The sequence below is a fragment of the Cryobacterium sp. Y82 genome, from assembly GCF_002929495.1.
GTDB classification, from domain to species: Bacteria; Actinomycetota; Actinomycetes; order Actinomycetales; family Microbacteriaceae; genus Cryobacterium; species Cryobacterium serini.
In genome coordinates this window covers 84,557-103,169 of record NZ_PJJJ01000028.1, presented here as the reverse complement: position 1 = coordinate 103,169, position 18,613 = coordinate 84,557, and the positions used below count along the sequence as shown (strand labels likewise).

Below are 18,613 nucleotides of genomic sequence, written 5' to 3'. Positions count from 1 at the left end.
GAGCCTACGCGGCCACGCGATCAGGATCCTCCCCGCAGCGAGCAGGCGCCCACGGAGTAGCGCAGGGCCAGTCCAAACTCTTCCGTGGCACGTTCGAGCGGCAGTGACTGCGTGAACGCAATCTGAACAAACTCCCCTTAGATTGACATGTATCGATGCATTGAGCAGACTGAACGTCGATAGGCATCAATCCAACAGTGATGGTTGAAGTCGTGGCGGAGATTGGGCCAGCCTTCGACGGCGATAACGTGCACTAACGAGAGAACTCAGATCATGACTATTGCAGAACTGCCGGCGCTCATCGTCCCGTCATTAGAAGTACTCGATGACCTCCCCGTTGCCATCATCGGAGCGAGACCCATCGGCCTGGCCGCTGCCGGCCGCCTGCTGGATAAGGTCGGCTGGCACGCGCCCGACGCACACAAGCTCCCGTTCGGTAGCGAGCTCATCAAAGAGTACCTCTTACCGTTGGCGGCGACCCCGGAACTCTCGCCGCGCATCCGCTATGGCAGCTCTGTCACCGACGTCGTTCGTCAAGGCATGGACCGCACACGCTCCACCGGACACGCCACCACACCATTCCTGCTCGGATAAAGGCGATCCTGCGTACGCGAGGTCAGGCCGTGTCCGGAAATAAGCCCCGGACTCTCGTTGTCGCTGGCCTCGGGCTGGGGCAAATCCTCGCCTGGGGTTCCTCCTACTACCTCCTCGCCATCCTCGCCGAACCGGTCACCGCGGACACGGGTTGGCCAGCCACTCTCGTCGTCGCTGGCCTCTCGATCGGGCTGGTGACCTCAGCGTTAGTCGCGCCTCGGGTTGGATCACGAATAGGTCAGGGGCACGGTCGTCGCCTGTTGGTTCTCAGTGCGGCCCTCCTATCCGCCGGGCTTGTGCTCATGGCGGTGTCTCCGACCCTGTGGGTCTACCTGGTCGCCTGGATTGTAATCGGACTCGGCATGGGGACAGGACTTTACAGTAGCGCCTTTGCGGCCCTGGGGCTGCTCTATGGGAAATCCGCGCGAACACCGATTACCGCCTTGACTCTCTTCGGTGGCCTCGCCAGCACCATCTGTTGGCCACTCTCGCTGTACCTCGTCTCTGAAATCGGCTGGCGAGGAACCTGCGGCGTCTATGCCGCCCTCCAGCTCCTCGTCACAATCCCGCTCTACCTCTGGGTATTGCCCCGACGACGTCTCAACGAGCCTGTACGAAAGAACACCGGCGTTGCCGTGAGACCCGTCGACGTGCGGCCGCGACGACCGAGCCGCACGTGCGTCGTGCTCCTGACCTCGATCGTGACCCTGAGCGGACTGATCACCACAACGATGTCGGTACACATGTTCACGCTCCTTGGCGCGGCCGGGTTCGGCATGGCCGCGGCACTCGCCCTCGCCACCCTGGTCGGGCCCTCGCAGGTCGGCATTCGTTTCGTCGAACTCTTGTTCGCCAAGGGTCACCATCCGTTATGGACAATGGCGGCGTCCGTTCTGCTCGTCGGACTTGGCCTCGGGATCCTCAGCGCCGGCCTACCTCTTTACGCGCTCATTATGATTCTCTACGGAGCAGGCATTGGGCTGGCTTCGATCGCTCACGGCACCGTCCCGCTTGCTGTTTTCGGCGCAGAAGGCTACGCCTCCTTGATGGGAAGGATTGCATTGCCCGCGCTCCTCGCTCAGGCTGCAGCACCACCCCTTGGAACACTCCTCATCAATACCATCGGTGCCAACGCGACCTCCATGACTCTCGCGCTGGCCGCCGTGGCGAACATCGGACTGGTCGTCTGGATGATGCTTTTGACCCATTTCCAGTCCGCTCATGTCCGGGCCGCGTCCGTTCTTACTCCCGGTGCCAGCGGTGGGAAACGCGCAATCATCCACTGAATGAATCCGCTGTTCGGCTGGGAGAGGATCGTCGTAACGTCGCTCGCCCTGGTCGGAGCCACAGCCAGCACACTATTTTCGGCGCTCTCCGCGCGGCTGGTGTGATGAGGTATTGCTCAGCGAGGTCGTGGAACGTTGCCTAGCTCAGGACCCGCCGCGTCCACACCGCGACCGCCTCGACGGCCAGCACCGTGACGATCACCATCGCGATGATGAACGCGACCACGTCGAACTCCTGCACGCGGCTCGCGTTGATCAGGAAAAAGCCGATGCCGCCCGCGCCGACGATGCCGAGCAGCGTCGCCGAGCGGATGTTGACATCGAGCTGGTACAGCACGTGTGCGATGATCTGTGGCGCGGTTTGCCGCAGCGTTGCGGCAAAGAACACTTGGATGCCGGTAGCACCGGTCGCCCGTACCGCGTCCTGTACCCGCACGTCGGTCTCCTCGAGCGAGTCGGCAATGAGTTTGCCCAGCAGGCCCACCGATCCGATCGCGAGCGCCAGCGTGCCGGGCACGGGTCCGAGGCCGGTGATGACGATGAACACGATTGCAAGAATCAGCTCGGGCAGGCCGCGGATGATGACGATGATCGTGCGGAACAGGTTCGCGACGCCGACGCTCGGGGCGACGTTGCGCGCGGCAAAGATTCCTATCGGCACAGCGAGCACGAGGCCGAGCAGGGTCGCGGCCAGCCCGATCTGGATCGTCACGAGCATTGCCTCGACTAGTACGTCGAGCAGATCCTGGGGCGATGGGGGAAGGAACATCCCGAGTACTTGCGGCAGCGCGAGCAGGTCATCGAAAAGCGTCGAAAAGTCCATGTCGGCGTACACCGTCGCCAGCGCGACAACCGCGATCGTCAGTGCGACGCCCGCGAATCGACGGATGCGCTCGCTGTCCCACTGCGGCGCGATCCGCATGGTGCCGTGCCGCGTGCGCTGCGGCTCGCTCCCGCCCCGGGGCGCGGTAACCCAGCCCGCCGCAATCCGATCGATGAATCCCAGCAGGCCGCTACGATCCGTTGACACCCGTCCGAGCAGGGTGGCGCGGATGACGCCGGAAAGCATTTCGACCGCGATGCACAGGAGCAGAATGATCAGAGCGAGCGCGATGCCGCGCTGGTATTGCATGGTGCGCAAGGCATTGGCGAGCTCGAGGCCGAGACCGCCGAGACCGACGTAGCCGAGCAGCACCGACGTTCGCAGGTTGATATCGAAGCGGTGCAGGGCCGTCGCGATCAGCTGCGGCATGACCTGCGGGATCACCGTGCTCGTAATCCACTGCACGCGGGTGCCACCCGCTGAGCGCACGGCCTCAGCCGGACCGCCATCCATTTGCTCGATCGCATCGGCGTAGAGCTTACCGATCATGCCGATCGAGTGAAGTCCGAGTGCGAGTATTCCGGGGAATGCACCGAGGCCGAAGATACGAAACAGCACAATCGCGAAGATGAGGTCGGGCACAGCTCGGCACACGACGATGATCGTTCGAGCGACGCCACGCATAACGGGGCCGCTCGTCGTGTTCGCCGCGGCGAAGATCGAGACGGGCAGGCTCAGCACCACCGCGAGGACCGTGGCGACAATTACGATTGCGAGCGTCTGTCCGGTCATGACCAGCAGCTCGCCCAGCGGCGGGAAGTCGAGCGGGAACATACGCGAGAAGAAGTTCGCCGCGTTGTCGAGGCTGCGCACCATCGACGCTACGTTGATCTCGAGGGCTGCGACCGACCAGATCGCTGCTGTGAGCAACACGACCAGCGCACTCCAGGCCGCGATGCGGTTCACGCCTGGGCGGGGACGCGGGGGGAGGGGAATTTCGGTGTTCGTGGTGCGGGGCGCGCCCATGAGGACGGTCACTTAGACGGCAATCTTTACGCGCTCGTCCACCGGCACCGGCGCATAGATGCCGTCGACGTCGTTGTGCGTTAGGCCTGCAGCTGGACGGTCAAGCACCACGCGGCCGGCGTTCAGGCCGACGATACGGTCGGCGAACTCGAGTGCGATTTGTACTTGGTGCAGGCTGCAGATCACTGTGAGGTTCTCCTCGCGGCTGATCTGGGCGAGCAGCTCGATCACGCCGGCTGACGACAGCGGGTCGAGCGACGCGACGGGCTCATCCGCTAGCAGCACGGTGGGGCGCTGAATGAGCGCGCGCGCGATCGCGGCGCGCTGCTGCTGCCCGCCGGATAGCGTGCCAGCACGTTGAAACGCTTTATCGGCGAGACCGACGCGGGCGAGCTGCTCCATAGCGTTTTCACGCACGTAGCGGGGGTAGCTCCACAACCCAAAGCGCGGCCCGCGCAGCGAACCGAGCTTGCCGGTACACACGTTCTCGAGCACCGACATTGACTCGACGAGATGGAACTGCTGGAAGATCATGCCGACATTGTTACGCAGCGCGCGCAACGTAGTCGGGCTTGCTGAGCGCACCGGAGTACCGAGCGTCCAGACATCGCCCGTCGAGGGCTTGTTCAGGCCGTTGATGTGGCGGAGCATTGTCGACTTGCCAGAGCCCGACAGGCCAAGCAGTACGTTGATCTTGTTCGCCGCGAACTCCACGCTCACGTTGTCGAGGGCGGTGATGCTTCCGAATTTCTTGGTCACGTTTTCAAATCGGATGGTTCCAAGCTCGGGGATCGTCTTATGCGCGGCGGCGGCAGTCATCGGCAGTTCTCGTTTCTTGTCGGTTGCAGGGACGGAGGTGCGGACGCGGTGTGGATCGAGCCGGGCCCGATCCACACCTGCAGGGTCAGACCCTGCAGGCCGCGGCCTCGGTAACCTTGCACACGGCTCGCACGCCGTCGTAGAGCGAGTCCTCCACGGGGATGAAGCCATATTTTGAGGCCTCGGGAAGCTGGCAATCTGCCGCCGACGAGCAGGCACCAGACTCCACCATGGCCGGCACGTTCAGGTCGTTCGCGAAGATTTCTTTGAGCTGGCTGATCAGGTCGGTGGGCAGCTTGTCGCTTGCGACGTAGGGGCTGCCGGCGATGGTCTCCGACTCCCAGACGACTTCGAGGTCGCCCTCCTTCAGGCTGCCTGACTCGATGAGCTCGGTCGTGACCATGGTGTCGTAGGCGAAGCCTGCGTCGCAGGTGCCGTCAGCGACTGTCAGTGCCGAGGCGTCGTGTCCGCCCGCAAAGATCGGCGTAACGTCGGCCTCGGGATCGATGCCAAGGTCGAGCAGCCCGGCGCTCGGGTAGAGAAAGCCCGAGGTTGAGGTCGGGTCTACGAAGCAGACGGTCTTGCCTGTGAAACCTTCGAGGTCTGTGATGTCGCTGCCGGCCGGCACGATGCCGAACGACTTGTAGCCGGGTTCCTCGTCGGGATCATCGACCAGGGACCCGAGCGCCTCGACTCCCGCGCCACCATCTTTTGCGACCATGTAGGAGAACGGGCCCATGCCCGCAATGTCGATCTGGCCGGCACGTAAGCCCTCGATGACCGCTGCGTAGTCGGTCGCCTGCTGTATCTCGACCTCAAGGCCGGTTTCTCGCTCGAGCACCCGGATGATCGCTTCATTGTCGTCGGCGATGCCCTGGGCCGATTCGCTCGGAATCTGCGCGAAGACGAGCTTTTCAGGTGCCTCGGCCGCGTCAGCCGCGGTGGAGGTGCTGGAGCACGCGGTGAGTGCGGTGAGCGTAGCGAAGAGCGCGACACCGGTTAGGAGCCAACTGGTTCGTGTGCGGAGATGCATCGAAGTTTGCCTTTCATGAGGACGGTCCGACGTTTGTCGGTTGGATGGCTAAGCGATTGTTTCTTCTTATGGTGAACAGTTCGGGCCCAAACGGTGTCCCGGATGGTGACGCAGACACGAACAGCAGACGACTAAATGTCCACCGGGCCATGGAGCCGTGAGTGCGCTGAGGTCGCGGAGGACGTGCCGCCGGCCCAGATCCGATCAGACCCGCGCGGCATCTCGGACGCGCGTCAGGAACTGAACGAGCGCCGCGCTTGCCGCCTCGAGCGTGCCATCGTTGACGATCTCGAGGTCGACGGGATGATCCGGTGCGGGGTCGATACGCGCGACGCGCGCAGCGGCGGCGGCCTCGTCCTCCCGACCTCGCGCGATAATGCGCGCGAGTCGTATGTCCTCCGGCACAGTGACACGCGCGACCCGCACGTTCTCGAACAAGCTGGGCAACCGCTTGAGCACCCCCCGCGAGACGTTGGCCACGACCACTCCTCCCGACTCGGCGACGTCGATCACGTGAGCCGGGATGCCGTAAGCAAGGCCGTGCGCGTGCCAGGTCAGCGCGAAGTCGCCCCGACATTCGGCAGCGTTGAACTCGTCCGCGCTCACGGGGTAGTGGTCCTCCCCTGCGCCGGCGGGCCGAGTGATCTGGCGCTGGGGGAAGACGATCCCGCTGTGGCCGGTCAGGGCCGCCCGCGTGTAATCCATGATCGAGTCCTTGCCCGATCCGCTCGGCCCGACGACCGCGACGAAGGTGCCGCTCATGCGACCCGACGTCCCTCGCGCCAGACGGCGCGCACAATCGGTACGGGTGAGCCGAGCGGGTGCTGGTCGGTCGGGGCCCCCTCATAGGCTTGCACGCGAATGACATCAGCTCGCTTGCCCGGTGCGATCACTCCGCGATCGTCGAGACCGGCGGCATGGGCAGGGTTGGCGCTCACGAGCGCGGCACCCTGCGGCAGCGTGATATCGCCGCGACTGAAGAGGAGGAAGATCGCCTGGAGGGGGCTGCCGGGCACGTAATCGCTCGACAAGATGTCGAGCAGTCCGAGGCGCAGCAACTCGGTGGCCGAGACGTTGCCCGAGTGCGAGCCGCCGCGCACAATGTTTGGGGCACCCATAACGACGAGCTGGCCGGCAGCGCGAGCCGCTCGGGCCGCCACGATTGTCGTCGGGAACTCGGAGATCCGCACGCCAGCATTCGTTGACTCGTCGACGTGCGCCTGTGTCGCGTCGTCGTGCGCCGCCATCGTGATGCCGCGCTCGTTGGCCCTCTCCGCCATCAGGCGGCGATTGTCATCGGAGTACTGCGCCGAGAGCACGTGTAGTTCGGCGACGTGCTGGTCGAACTGCACGTTGGTCATGTTGTGCTTACCCACCATATAGGTGCGGAACGCCTCGACGTCGGCGTACTGGCGCTGCCCGGGTGTGTGGTCCATGAGCGACACCATCCTCACCCGGTTGTGCCCGCCCACCTCATCGAAGACGTCAACGACGTCCGGCGTCGCGACCTCGCAGCGTAGATGCACATAGTGGTCGGCGCGCAGCAGGCCGGACTCGGCGGCGTGGATCACGGCCTTCACCAGTGTGCGCGCGTCACCGCTGATGCGATTCTCACCCGGGCCACTGCCGATGCGCATTGCGTCCAGCACGGTCGTCATTCCCGAAGCTGCCATCTGCGCGTCGTGCGCGATGACGGCCGGAATCGGGTCCCAAAACCGCTTGGGGCGTGGCTGGTAGTGCGACTCGACCTGGTCGGTGTGCAGTTCAACGAGGCCGGGCAGCAGGTAGTCCGATCCCATGTCCAGACCGGGCACGCCGTTGACAACCAGGTGTGGGTCGTCGCAGACCTCGGCGATGACGCCCTTCGCGATGCGCACGGATCCGTGCACAACCCGATCGGTGAGCACGATATGGGCGTTATTGAGAACGAGGGACATCAGGCGGTCTCCAGAGCGAATTGGTGGGCAAAGGAATAAACGGAGAGAATCTCGAAGTCAGCGCCGGGCTGCGGCTCGACGCTGACCGTGATGCCAGTGAGTGGCACGTTGACGCCGGCTACGTCCGCGAAGTGCTGCGCCAACGCGGCGTCGACCTCTGCGGTGCGCTTTGCTGGCAGCGAATCGGTCAGGGTGAGGTGAAAGTGGAACTCGTCGAAAACGTACGGGTATCCCCAGCGGTCGAATAGCTCGCGCTGGCGCGGCGTGAGACGCGGGACACGGCGACGGAGAACATCCGCTTCGTTCAACGGCGCGCGGAAGCCGTCGAAGTGCCGCACGACGGATGCGGCGAGGTCATTCAGGCCGTCTTGATCACCGTTGGGAAGCAGCACGCGAAAACTGCCCATCGCCGCCGGGCGCGGGCCGGGGATCACGACCGGGGTTCGCCCTGCCGCGAAAGCCGCGACCGCCGCCAGCAGCTCGGCCTCGGTGTGTCCCTCGGCGAGGTGGAACGGCGCAGCCAGCGTGGCGTGAAAGCCGTAGCGACGCGCGTTGATGGTGAGGCCCCGCATGTCGTCGCGGGCGTACCAGGTGTCGACTTCGGCTTTGAGTCGCAGTGCTGCTGACGCATTGTTCTCACCGACCCCGGGTACGGCGTAGATGGCGTATCGCCTCACGCGAGCACCTCTTCACGCACCGGTGTGAATGACTGCACATCAACGGTCAGGTCGGCGACGGCATCCCGCACGTCGGCGTCGTGGAAGATCGCCAACATTCCCGTTCCGTGCCCGAGGCTCTCGCGGATCAGGTCGATCACGACACCGCGATTTCGTCCGTCGAGCGACGCGGTGGGTTCGTCGAGCAGAAGGAGCGGCCGCTCGATGATGAAGCCGCGCGCGATGTTGACACGCTGCTGCTCGCCGCCCGAGAAGGTGGCCGGTGGCAGCTTCCACAGCCGCTCCGGGATGCTCAGGCGGGCCAACAGTTCGCCGGCTCGCTCGCGTGCCGCCGCTCGGTTGACCCCGCGCTCAACGAGCGGTTCGGCGACGACGTCGAGGGCGGGCACGCGGGGCACGGCGCGCAGGAATTGACTCACGTAACCCACGGTCTCCCGCCGGGCGGCGAGCACCTGGCGCGGCTGCGCCGTGACCAGATCCATAACCGAGTCCTGATGGCGGAGTAGGATGCGGCCAGAATCGGCGCCGTAGCTGCCAAAGACCATCTTAATGACGGTGCTCTTGCCAGCTCCGGACTCGCCGCCGAGCACCACGCACGCCCCTCGCGGCACGTCGAAGGTCATTCCGCGCAGCACGGGCAGCTGGTGCGAATCCTGCAGGTGCAGGGTGAATGTCTTGTCGACGTCTTGGACGGACAGGACTGCGTCCTGAGGCATTCGGTTGGTTGCGTCGTATGTCATGAAGATCAGCCCTGGAGGATCGAAGAGACGAGAAGTTGGGTGTACGCGGCCTGCGGGTCATCGAGCACCCGGTCCGTGAGGCCTGACTCGATGACGGCGCCGTCCTTCATCACCAGCGTGCGGTGTGAAATGAGGCGCGCGACGGCGAGGTCATGCGTGACGATCACGACAGCGAGGCCGAGCTCAGATACGAGCGAGCGGATCAGGTCGAGCAGGCGCGCCTGCACGGACACGTCCAGGCCGCTGGTCGGTTCATCCATGAAGACGAGGCGCGGGCCGAACACGAGGTTGCGTGCAACCTGCACGCGCTGGCGCATGCCGCCCGAGAACAGCGTGGGCGCGTCGTCCGTACGATCGGTTGGGATCTCCACCCGGCGCAGCCACTCCTCGGCTTCGGCCCGGATCTGGCCGAAGTGGCGCCATCCATTTGCCATCAGCGGCTCGCCGACGTTGCCGCCCGCGCTAACGTGCATGCGCAGTCCATCGGCGGCGTTCTGGTGAACGAAGCCCCAGTCGGTGCGCCAGAGCCGGCGCACTTCGCGTTCACTCAGGGTCGACAGGTCGAGCAGGTCTTCCGACGCGCCGCCCTCCCCGCTCGCACTGGTCTGCCGAGCAGTGCGGTACCGGATAGAACCCTCATCGAGCGCGAGTCGCTGGGCCAGCATGCCGAGCAGGGTGGACTTGCCCGAGCCGGACTCGCCCACGACGGCCAGAACCTCGCCGGGCCACAGATCGAAGCTCACGCCGCGGCATCCGTACCGCTCGCCATAGCGATGACTGGCACCGGTCACGCTCAGTAGGGGTGTTTCGTTATTCATGCGTTCACCTCGGTGATGTGGTCGTGGTCGCGTGTCGTCAGAGTGCGCTCGCAGTGGTCGGTGTCGGAGCACACGAACATGACTCCGCCCTGATCATCGATGAGCACCTCGTCGAGGTACACCTCTGTGGACTCGCAAATCTCACAGGATTGGTCGAAGCTCTGGGGTTCGAACGGGAAATCTTCGAATCCGAGGCTCTCCACGTCGGTGTAGGGCGGGATCGCATAGATGCGCTTCTCCCGCCCCGCACCGAACAACTGAAGTGCGGGGCTCTGGTGCATCTTTGGGTTGTCGAAGCTCGGGATGGGTGACGGTGCCATGACGTATCGACCGTTCACGAGCACCGGGTAGTCGTATGTCTTAGCGATGTGCCCATATTTCGCGATGTCCTCGTAGAGTTTGACGTACATCAGGCCGTATTCTTCAAGCGCGTGCAGGCGCCGGGTCTCGGTCTCGCGTGGTTCCAGAAAGCGCAGCGGCTCTGGGATGGGCACCTGGTACACCACAATCTGGTTCTCGGTGAGCGGAGTCTCGGGAATTCGGTGCCGGGTCTGGATGATCGTGGCATGATCCGTGCGCGTCGTGCTGTCGGCTCCTGCTACCTTCTCGAAGAAAGCCCGGATGGACACCGCGTTGGTCGTGTCATCGGCGCCCTGGTCGATCACTTTCAGCGTGTCCGCCGGACCGATCACCGATGCGGTGAGCTGCACTCCTCCGGTGCCCCAGCCCCGGGGCATTGGCACCTCACGCGAGGCGAACGGCACCTGGAACCCGGGGATGGCGACGCCCTTGAGAAGCGCGCGGCGCACGACCCGCTTGGTCTGCTCGTCGAGGTAGCCCTCGTTATACACGATCCGCGGGCCGCTCATGCGTTCGCCTCCATCAGGGTGCTGTTGTCGGCCGCAGGCGCCTCGGACGCCTCGGCGGGGTGGCGCTCCTGGAACTCACGGCGCAGGCTGCGGATCAGCCCGAGTTCCGCCTGAAAGTCGACATAGTGCGGCAGCTTCAGGTGCTCGACGAAGCCGGCGGCCTCAACGTTGTCGGCGTGGGCGATCACGAATTCCTCATCCTGCGCTGGCGACACGATGCGCTCGCCAAATTCCTGGTGCCGCAACGTGCGGTCCACGAGCGACATCGACATGGCCTTGCGCTCGGCTCGGCCAAAGACGAGCCCGTAGCCGCGTGTGAACTGCGGCGCCTGATCTGCGCTGCCGACGAACTGGTTGACCATCTGGCACTCGGTCAGCTCGATGCGCCCGATCGGCACGGCGTGCCCGATCTCGGGAGCGTAGAACTCGACCTCGACCTCGCCGACGCGCACCTCGCCCGCGAACGGGTGGTTATTGCCGAAGCCTCGCTGCGTGGAGTAGCCCAGCGACAACAGAAAGCCCTCGTCGCCGCGGGTCAGGGCCTGCAGGCGCTCGGCCCGGCTCATCGGGAAGACGGTCGGCTCGCGGGTCAGGTCGCCCGGATCCGGGTCAGTCCATCCCGCGTCTGGCCGATCGCGCTCGACGAGCGCGTCGGCGCCGAGCAGATCGGTCACCCTGGGCATCGGCTCGTCGATCGGCACGTCCGGGGTTGCTACCTCCGGGGTGTGCAGTTCGTCAGCGAGCAGGCGGTGCGTGTAATCGAACGTTGCGCCCAGCTGCTGACCGCCGGGAATGTCCTTGAACGTCGCAGACACGCGCCGCTCTGAGGGCAGGCCGACGGTGTCGACCGCGATGGTGACACCAAACCGAGGCAGCGTTGTGCGATAGGAACGCAGGAGTGTGACCGCTTCAAGCACGTCGCCCTGCGCCTGCAGCAGGGCCTTGGCGGCGAGCTCCGGGTCGTACAGCGAACCCTCGGCCATCACCCGCGAGACGAGCACGCCCATCTGATTGCGAATTTGCGGGTAGTCGATGCGCGGGGCATCGGTGCTGCCCTGTCCGCGCTTGGCGAGCAGCGCGTGCGCGTTGGCGATCGCTTTCTCGCCTCCCTTGACGGCAACGTACATTAGGTGTTCCTCTTCTCGTCAGTGTGGGCGTTCAGCGCGGTTGTTCTCGGGAGGCCCAGTACCGCGGTCTCGGCCGTGAGGATGAGGTCAATGCCGCGCGGGAAGATCGAGTGGTTTTCTTGCCACTGAGTGAGGAATTCGTTCGGCAGGCCGGCGCCGTCCCAGTGAGCGACGCCGGGGATGCCGGGACCGGTCGCTTTCAGGGAGCCAATGCCGGGTGCGCAGCACGCATCGATCACGAGTGTCGCTGACCGGTGCGGTTCTTCGTCTGTGCCCCGTGCGAGGTCGGCCAGGCGCGGTGCCGTGGACGGCGATGACGCAATCGCGAACGCCGCGTCATCCACTTGTTCGACGATGCGCGCGCCGGTGTGAAAGGCGATCCAGGCAGAGACCTCGGGGGCGCCGCGCAGCGCGGGGTCGAGCCAGATGGGAGTCTGCTCGTCGCACAGCGCCAGAATGACTGCCCCGACGGTCACCCCCAGCGGCGCGGGGGGCAGCATGTCAACGTTAACGTGCTGCGGTGTGGTCGGGCGTGCGAGCGCCTCGAGCACGGCGCGGAACACCTGCTGCGCATCGCGCACGGGGTTCGCGAATCCGGGCGTGAGGTTCTGGGGGATTACGATACTCATTCATGCTCCCTTGCGACGGTGAAGAAGTCGACGACCGTGCTGCGTGCGTCGGCATTGGCAGCCGTGTCGCGTTTGATCTGTTCACGTTCGAGCGGCTCGATGACGTCGGCGAGTACGCGTTCCCGCTGCATCGGTGCGCTCAGCAGCGCGTCGAAAACGGCGGCGAGACCGGCGTGTTCGGGGTGGCTGCCCAGCACGTACGACGTGCCACTCACCTCGTCGGTGCCGGCGCCATGGAGCATCACGGTTGCCCGGGTAACGGTCGCCTCTCCCAGGTTGAAGCGGTCGCCGGTGCCGCCGATCCGGCCCTGCACCATAACCAAGCCCGCTTCCGGACCCCGCAAGTATGCGACCTCGGGCCGCTCCCCCCAAGCCGCCCACAATGCGGCCAAGTCGGCGTGCGAGGCTCCTGCGAGCACTCGCGCGGCGCGACGCCGCTCATCAACGGCACGCTCATCCGCTGTTCTCTCCTGTGCGCTCACGTTCGATCCCTTCACGCCTAACAAGCTCTCAAGTTGTCTATTTATCTAGACAACCCAAAGATTAGGCCCCTAAGGTTGAAGACAGGAGCCTCCCGGTCGACGCGGAGGCCACCACCAGATGAACGTCTGGTGAACCAACGACAAGGACACTCCGTGACGGATCGCGCACCAGTCGCCCGATCGAGCAGCGGATATTCGGCCTGGCGCCTGATTTCCGAGGAACTGCGCCTGGACATTGACGGCGGCCGACTGCACACGGGCGACCGCCTGCCCACTGAGAATGTGCTCGCCGAGCGTTTTGGTGTCAACCGGCACACGGCGCGTCAGGCCATCGCCGCACTGGCAGAGGAGGGGCTGGTCGAATCTCGGCGCGGCAGCGGCACCTTCGTGACCGGCCAGGCTGTGCGTCTGCACCGGATCGGTCTGCGCACTCGAATGACAACCAGCCTCGGCGACCAGGGACCCTCGTCGACCAACCGTGTGCTGCACAGCGCCATCGAGGACGCACCGTCAGAGATCGCCCGGCGGCTCAGGCTTGACGGCAGCCGGGCAATCCGAATCGAGACGACGCGCTCCACGGGTGGGCAGCAGATCTCCGTGAGCACACACTGGTTCGACCTCGAACGTCTGCCCGACATCGCGACCACACTGCGGCGTACCGGATCAGTAACGGCAGCCTTGCACGCGAGCGGTATCGACGACTACGTGCGCGCGTCGACCGTCGTTGGCGCGCGACACGCCACGGCGACGGAGTCCGAGCTCCTCGCGCTTGGGCCCGGCGCGATCGTGCTCGTCACCGAAGCGCTCGACACCCTGCCCGGTGGCACCCCGCTACAGCACGTCGTGACGCGCTTCGCGGCGCAGCGCGTACGGCTGGATATTGAGCACCCGCGCGCCGACTGACGGATACGGGCGACGGATAGGTTTCCTTCACCCGCTCGTCGACGACGATCAGGTCGATGAGCGGGTCATCGATCTGTGCTTACTCCAAAATTATGCCGAAAATCGACCCACAAATACCGAGATGGCAATCGGCAGAAGTGTGTAAAGCCAGTTCGAGCGCTCCGTCGGTATGTTTTGCCGTAGTGTACGCAGGAACGTAGTTGCAGCATCCGTCATAGCGGGGCAAGATTACCCATAGCGTTCGAACGGAGGGTCCCGTGCCCGCTTCCTTTATTGCCATCGATTCCCAGTCGAGTACGCCGCCGTTCGAGCAGTTGCGCAGCCAGGTGATTGCGGCCGTGCGCTCCGGCGAGCTGGCGCACGACGCCCGCTTGCCGACCGTGCGGGCTCTGGCCGCCCAGCTCGGCCTGGCCACGAACACGGTCGCGCGCGCTTATCGCGAGCTGGAGCGGGACAATGTGATTGAAACGCGGGGCCGATTCGGATCCTTTGTCGCTCCCAACGGCGATTCGGCCGAGCGACACGCGCAGGCTGCGGCCGACGCGTTCGCGACGCGCATCGAGCAGCTTGGCGTGAGCCCGGTCGAGGCGCTCACCCTGGTCACCGACGCCTTGAACCGCCGTTCCGACGCCTGACCAGCGGCCTTACGCCGCGCATTTTGTATTGCTACTCTGCTACAGAATTCACACAACAGGCATGTTTTGTGGACACGGTCGCACTGATCCTGATGATGCTGGTATTGGCGGGTCTCGGCATCCGCTCGATGGATAACGCGCGTGCCCGACCCATGCAAGCGGATGCTGCAGACCTACTCCCGGACGGGGGCCCGGGCCCGAAACGTGGGCCCAGTTTATAAACGGGGCCCGGGAACGAGGCCCAGGCCCGGTCCCAAGTGGTGGCGGGTCTCTGGGGGCGCTAGGGGGTCTGGCGGTAGTGGGCGGCCAGGCGGGCGAAGCCCTCGTCCAGCGAGACCTCCGGGGTCCAGGCCAGATCGGCGCGGGTGCGACGCTGGTCGAACCAGTGCGCAGTCGAGAGCTGCTCGGCCAGAAAGCGGGTCATGGGTGGCTCATCCGTTCCCGGGCGGGTGCGCCAGATGGCCTCGATGAGCGAGCCAGCTGCGCGGGCAGCGGATGCCGGCACCCGCCAGGCCGGCGCGGCCACGTTGGCCGCGCCGCAGATTCCGGCCAGGAGTTCCGCAATCGGGCGCGGTTCACCGTTGGTGATCACGTAGGACTGGCCGTGAACCGAAGAAGCGGCGTCGAGCGCCGCGTGGATGGCGGAGGCTGCATTGTCGACGTAGGTCGTGTCGATGAGCGCCGCGCCGCGCCCGAGCAGCGGCAGCCGCCCATGGCGGGCGCGATCGACGATCCGGTCGATCAGCTGGGTGTCCCCGGGGCCCCAGACCAGATGCGGGCGCACGGCGACGACGCTGAATCCGGGAGCGTCGGCGGCGAGCGCGAGCAGTTCGGCCCGCGCCTTGGTACGGGCATAGTCGCCACGAGCTTGCTCGGGCGCGGCCGGCAAAGCCTCGGAGCCCATGATCGAGCTGCCGGCGTGGGCCACCGATGGCGAGGAGATGTAGACGAAACGGGAGACACCGGCATCCTGGGCTGCCTGCAGAACGGTGCGGGTGCCCCCGACGTTTACCGCCTCGAACGCGGCCGGGTCACCGGCGAGTGAGACCTTGGCGGCGAGGTGCACGACCGCATCCCTACCGCTCACGGCATAAGCAAGGCCGGCATAGGGGGTGTCGGCGGGCATCGTGATCGAGCCGTGCACATCCTCAACGCCGGGCACGCCGGATGGCCGGCGTTGAAAGGTGCGTACCTCGTGCCCGGCCGCGCTAATGCGCGCAGCGACGGCACGGCCGAGAAATCCGCTGGCACCGGTGACCAGCACTCTCATGGCGCGCCCCTCATGGCTTAGTCCAGCGACCACCCGAAAGGACGCCGGTGGCCCAGCGTGACAACCGGCTGCGGTCGATCTTGGAGTTGTGCCGAATGTCGGTCGGGAGGCCCGGAACCACGAGCACTGCTGCGACCGGTGTGCCGACCATCGAGCGCACGGCGGCGGCGAGCTTTTCGGGGGCTCGGTGCACCCGGCGGGCTGGCGGCACGGTTTCGAGCACGGCGACCTGCTGCTGGGTGCCGAGGGGGCCAACGCCGACGAACGCCGCACGAAAAACGTCGGGCAGGGTTTCAATGCGCTGCTCCGGGCCGACCGGGGTGACCACGCCGTTGGCCGTCACGATGACGTGCGGCATGCGCCCCTCGACCCAGAGGCGGCCTGCACCGTCGAGGTGGCCGACGTCGCCGGTGCGGTGCCAGCGTTCGCCGGCAACGGCGCCGCGCCGCGAGGCCCGCTCGGTGAGCCAGAGCCGGTCGTAGCGGTCTTTCACGTGCGGCGCCGACACCACGATCTCGCCGGTCACGTCGGCTTCCTCCGTCAGCTCACCAACGGACGCCCCACTCGCGTCAAGCGCGCTGATGCGGATGCGCGTGGTCGCGGTCGACCCGCCGACGCAGACTCCCCCTGCCGGGTTCGCAGTCGGGGTCGCAGCCGGGGTCGCAGTGGCGGGCGGCGCGGGGACCGACTCGCCGTCGTTCGCCACGGCAGGCACTGTGTTCGACTCTGCGACACCCGCGGCTGCGGCCCGGATGCCCTCGAGCGTAATGTCGGCCATGAGCAGGCCCTCAGTCATGCCGTACGGCGTGTGCGCGGTCGCTTGCGGCATAAGCGCCGCGGCCTGGGCGAGCAAGCTCTCGGAGATCGGCGCGCCGGCCGAGAGAAAACGCTGCACCCCGGCAAGGGCTGCGTGGTCGGCGGGAGTGAGTGCCTGCGCGGTCGCAACGACGTTTACGAGGGCGGCGGGTGAGAGAAAGACGACCGTCGCATCGATCGCGTCGACTGCGGCCGCGACCGCGCTGGCGGTGAGGGTCTTCGGCGCGGTGACGTCCATATCGGGCGTGACGGAGCGCGCACCGAGGGCCGGACCGAGCAGGGCGAACGGGGCGAAGCCGGCGACGAGGCCGGTGCCGACGCCGACGCCGTATTGCAGAAAGAGCGCGCGGCTCACCGCAGAGAGTTGGCCGTGTGTGTAGACGACCCCCTTGGCCGGGCCGGTCGAACCGGACGTGAACAGCACGGCGGCCGCATCGGTCGGCGCGGGCTGGGCCGGAAGCGCATCGCCGGCGCTGAGTCGGGCCTGGCCCAGGCTGATCAGTTCGGCGAGGGTGTGCTCGACGCCGAGGAGGCGGGCCATCGGGGGGACAAAACCTGCGACCGAAATCTTACGCCCGGGCCAACCGAGCGCACGGGCGGCCAACAGTCCGGGAGCTGCCCCAATGACGAAGTCGGGGCGGGCGCCGCGAACGGCGCGGGTGAGGCCGGCCAGGCCGAGGCCGGCATCCGCTACGACAACGATGGCGCCGATGCGTACGCAGGCGTAGAGCACCGCGGTGAGGTCGGCGCTGGGCGGTACAAGCAGCGAAACCCGGTCGCCGGGCTTCACGCCGATGTGCACGAGGCCGGCGGCTAGCTGCCGCACGCGCAGCGAGAGCAGCCGCCAGCTGACGGTGCGAGGGGTCGGCTGCATGTCGACGAGGGCGGTCTCGTCGGAGTCCTGCAGTTCGTCGAGGTAATGCCAGAGCGGATGCGTCCCCGCGGCGTCCCACGCCGCCTCGCTCGGCGCGACCGATGCCGATTCCGATTCCGATTCCGATTCCGATTCCGATGCATCCAGGGGAGATTTCACGACGGCATCGCCCAGCCAGAGCAACGCGGCGGCGGCGTAGTCCACATCTTCGGCGAGCAGGTGGCCAGCACCCTCGAACCGGTGCACACGGGCGTGCGGCATCCGGTCGACCAGGTCGTCGAGGTAGCGGTCGCTGAAGATCGGGTCGCGTGGACCCCAGAGCAGCAGAGTGGGCACCGCGAGCGTGCGCACGCTCTCGGCGATGCGGTCGAGTTCGGGTCGGCTCTCGTGCGCGAGTGCGACCGGAATGTCGGCGACGAAGCCGCCGATTCCGCTGCGGCGGGCGCTCGTCAGATACGGAGCTCGGAAGCCGCGCTTGATCTCGCTCGACAACGGCGGATGCGCGAGAGCCAGCGTCGTGGCCAGGAACGCCGGCGTGGCAACGGTTGCTGGGCCGAGGATCCCGCGCCCGAGTGCGAGCCGAAGCGGCGCTGGAATTTTGTCGCCAGCGGGCTGGTGCACCGCGGTGTTCAGCAGCATGACGCCGGCCAGCAGCTCGGGGTGCTCGACGGCCCAGCCAAGCGAGACGACGCCGCCCCAGTCGTGGCCGAGGGCGATGACCGGGCCGGCCAGGTCGAGCGCATCGGTGAGATCGTCGAGGTCCTGCACCCGTCGGGCGAGGGGGCGAAAATCTGTGGTGCGCTCGGAGAAGCCCATGTTGAGCTGATCGACGGCGATCACCCGCCAGGCTGGCGCGCCCGACGCCGCGGCCTCCGAAGCCGCGGCGAGCAGACTGCGCCACAGGTAGGACCAGGTCGGATTGCCGTGCACACACAGAATTGTGCCGACCGGAATCACGCCCAGCGCGTCAAGCTCTGGGCCGTTGTCGAGCAGGTGCCACCCGTGGGTCACATCGCCGGAAGTACCGCTCTCCGCGACGTCGATCAGACGCGACCACCCCGGGTTCAGTCCGGACAGGCCCGACGGCGGCAAGGTCGCCGGCGCCGGCACCGCACGTGGAAGTCGGCAAGCTGGGGTTGCGCGGATTTCAGTCACACTCCTCTTGGGCCCGAGAAGCCACTTTTGGCCCCATGGTTTTCATGAGAAGCCATATTCGGCCCCTTGGCGCCGTCCCATGAGGCCAAAATTGGCATCT

Annotated in this window: 18 protein-coding genes; 4 read left to right on the top strand and 14 right to left on the bottom strand. The window is 66.1% G+C overall.

Annotated elements, in window-relative coordinates; genetic code table 11:
* Positions 1-273 precede the first annotated feature (273 nt).
* A complete protein-coding gene (locus CXY70_RS05875) occupies positions 274-594 on the top strand; it encodes a hypothetical protein (protein ID WP_104191447.1) in 321 nt (106 codons plus the stop codon).
* A 29-nt stretch (positions 595-623) separates the two neighbouring features.
* The gene (locus CXY70_RS05870; RefSeq protein ID WP_104191446.1) at positions 624-1,880 is read left to right on the top strand and encodes an MFS transporter; all 1,257 of its coding nucleotides are present in this window, start codon (positions 624-626) and stop codon (positions 1,878-1,880) included.
* A 139-nt stretch (positions 1,881-2,019) separates the two neighbouring features.
* On the opposite strand, the gene phnE is transcribed toward CXY70_RS05870, so the two are convergent.
* The 12 genes from phnE to phnG form a co-directional block, all read right to left on the bottom strand.
* Positions 2,020-3,741, bottom strand: a complete 1,722-nt coding sequence (gene phnE, locus CXY70_RS05865) for a phosphonate ABC transporter, permease protein PhnE (RefSeq protein WP_233205768.1) — start codon at positions 3,739-3,741, stop codon at positions 2,020-2,022.
* On the bottom strand, positions 3,742-4,548 hold the full coding sequence (locus CXY70_RS05860; protein WP_104191445.1) for a phosphonate ABC transporter ATP-binding protein: 807 nt from the start codon (positions 4,546-4,548) through the stop codon (positions 3,742-3,744).
* 85 nt (positions 4,549-4,633) lie between these two features.
* Positions 4,634-5,581 (bottom strand): phosphate/phosphite/phosphonate ABC transporter substrate-binding protein, encoded by a 948-nt coding sequence (locus tag CXY70_RS05855; RefSeq protein ID WP_104191444.1) that lies wholly within the window; start codon positions 5,579-5,581, stop codon positions 4,634-4,636.
* A gap of 204 nt (positions 5,582-5,785) precedes the next feature.
* Entirely contained in the window at positions 5,786-6,343 is a 558-nt protein-coding gene (gene phnN / locus CXY70_RS05850) for a phosphonate metabolism protein/1,5-bisphosphokinase (PRPP-forming) PhnN (RefSeq protein WP_104191443.1), read from the bottom strand.
* Complete coding sequence (locus CXY70_RS05845; RefSeq protein WP_104191442.1) at positions 6,340-7,518, bottom strand: alpha-D-ribose 1-methylphosphonate 5-triphosphate diphosphatase; 1,179 nt, start codon at positions 7,516-7,518, stop codon at positions 6,340-6,342. Before CXY70_RS05845 ends, phnN begins: the two co-directional genes overlap by 4 nt.
* Positions 7,518-8,195 (bottom strand): DUF1045 domain-containing protein, encoded by a 678-nt coding sequence (locus CXY70_RS05840; protein ID WP_104191441.1) that lies wholly within the window; start codon positions 8,193-8,195, stop codon positions 7,518-7,520. Before CXY70_RS05840 ends, CXY70_RS05845 begins: the two co-directional genes overlap by 1 nt.
* Positions 8,192-8,935 (bottom strand): phosphonate C-P lyase system protein PhnL, encoded by a 744-nt coding sequence (phnL, locus tag CXY70_RS05835; RefSeq protein ID WP_199183381.1) that lies wholly within the window; start codon positions 8,933-8,935, stop codon positions 8,192-8,194. The genes CXY70_RS05840 and phnL overlap by 4 nt, the downstream gene beginning before the upstream one ends.
* A gap of 5 nt (positions 8,936-8,940) precedes the next feature.
* Positions 8,941-9,753, bottom strand: coding sequence for a phosphonate C-P lyase system protein PhnK (gene phnK / locus CXY70_RS05830; protein WP_104191439.1), 813 nt, complete (start codon positions 9,751-9,753; stop codon positions 8,941-8,943).
* Entirely contained in the window at positions 9,750-10,622 is an 873-nt protein-coding gene (locus CXY70_RS05825) for an alpha-D-ribose 1-methylphosphonate 5-phosphate C-P-lyase PhnJ (RefSeq protein ID WP_104191438.1), read from the bottom strand. Before CXY70_RS05825 ends, phnK begins: the two co-directional genes overlap by 4 nt.
* Positions 10,619-11,749: a carbon-phosphorus lyase complex subunit PhnI gene (locus tag CXY70_RS05820; protein WP_104191437.1), complete on the bottom strand. Its 1,131-nt coding sequence runs from the start codon at positions 11,747-11,749 to the stop codon at positions 10,619-10,621. The genes CXY70_RS05825 and CXY70_RS05820 overlap by 4 nt, the downstream gene beginning before the upstream one ends.
* Positions 11,749-12,378: a phosphonate C-P lyase system protein PhnH gene (gene phnH, locus CXY70_RS05815; protein WP_104191436.1), complete on the bottom strand. Its 630-nt coding sequence runs from the start codon at positions 12,376-12,378 to the stop codon at positions 11,749-11,751. Before phnH ends, CXY70_RS05820 begins: the two co-directional genes overlap by 1 nt.
* Positions 12,375-12,860 carry a phosphonate C-P lyase system protein PhnG gene (phnG, locus tag CXY70_RS05810; protein ID WP_104191514.1) on the bottom strand — a complete coding sequence of 162 codons (486 nt, stop codon included), beginning with the start codon at positions 12,858-12,860 and terminating at the stop codon, positions 12,375-12,377. The genes phnH and phnG overlap by 4 nt, the downstream gene beginning before the upstream one ends.
* Positions 12,861-13,013: 153 nt before the next feature.
* Between phnG and phnF the strand changes: the two genes are divergently transcribed.
* Both phnF and CXY70_RS05800 read left to right on the top strand, forming a co-directional pair.
* Positions 13,014-13,763 carry a phosphonate metabolism transcriptional regulator PhnF gene (gene phnF, locus CXY70_RS05805; protein ID WP_104191435.1) on the top strand — a complete coding sequence of 250 codons (750 nt, stop codon included), beginning with the start codon at positions 13,014-13,016 and terminating at the stop codon, positions 13,761-13,763.
* Between the two features lie 257 nt (positions 13,764-14,020).
* The gene (locus CXY70_RS05800) at positions 14,021-14,398 is read left to right on the top strand and encodes a GntR family transcriptional regulator (protein ID WP_104191434.1); all 378 of its coding nucleotides are present in this window, start codon (positions 14,021-14,023) and stop codon (positions 14,396-14,398) included.
* Between the two features lie 280 nt (positions 14,399-14,678).
* Here the strand turns inward: CXY70_RS05800 and CXY70_RS05795 are convergent, their stop codons facing one another.
* Positions 14,679-15,668 (bottom strand): NAD(P)-dependent oxidoreductase, encoded by a 990-nt coding sequence (locus CXY70_RS05795; RefSeq protein ID WP_104191433.1) that lies wholly within the window; start codon positions 15,666-15,668, stop codon positions 14,679-14,681.
* Between the two features lie 10 nt (positions 15,669-15,678).
* Positions 15,679-18,513: an alpha/beta fold hydrolase gene (locus tag CXY70_RS05790; protein ID WP_233205767.1), complete on the bottom strand. Its 2,835-nt coding sequence runs from the start codon at positions 18,511-18,513 to the stop codon at positions 15,679-15,681.
* Positions 18,514-18,613: the final 100 nt, after the last annotated feature.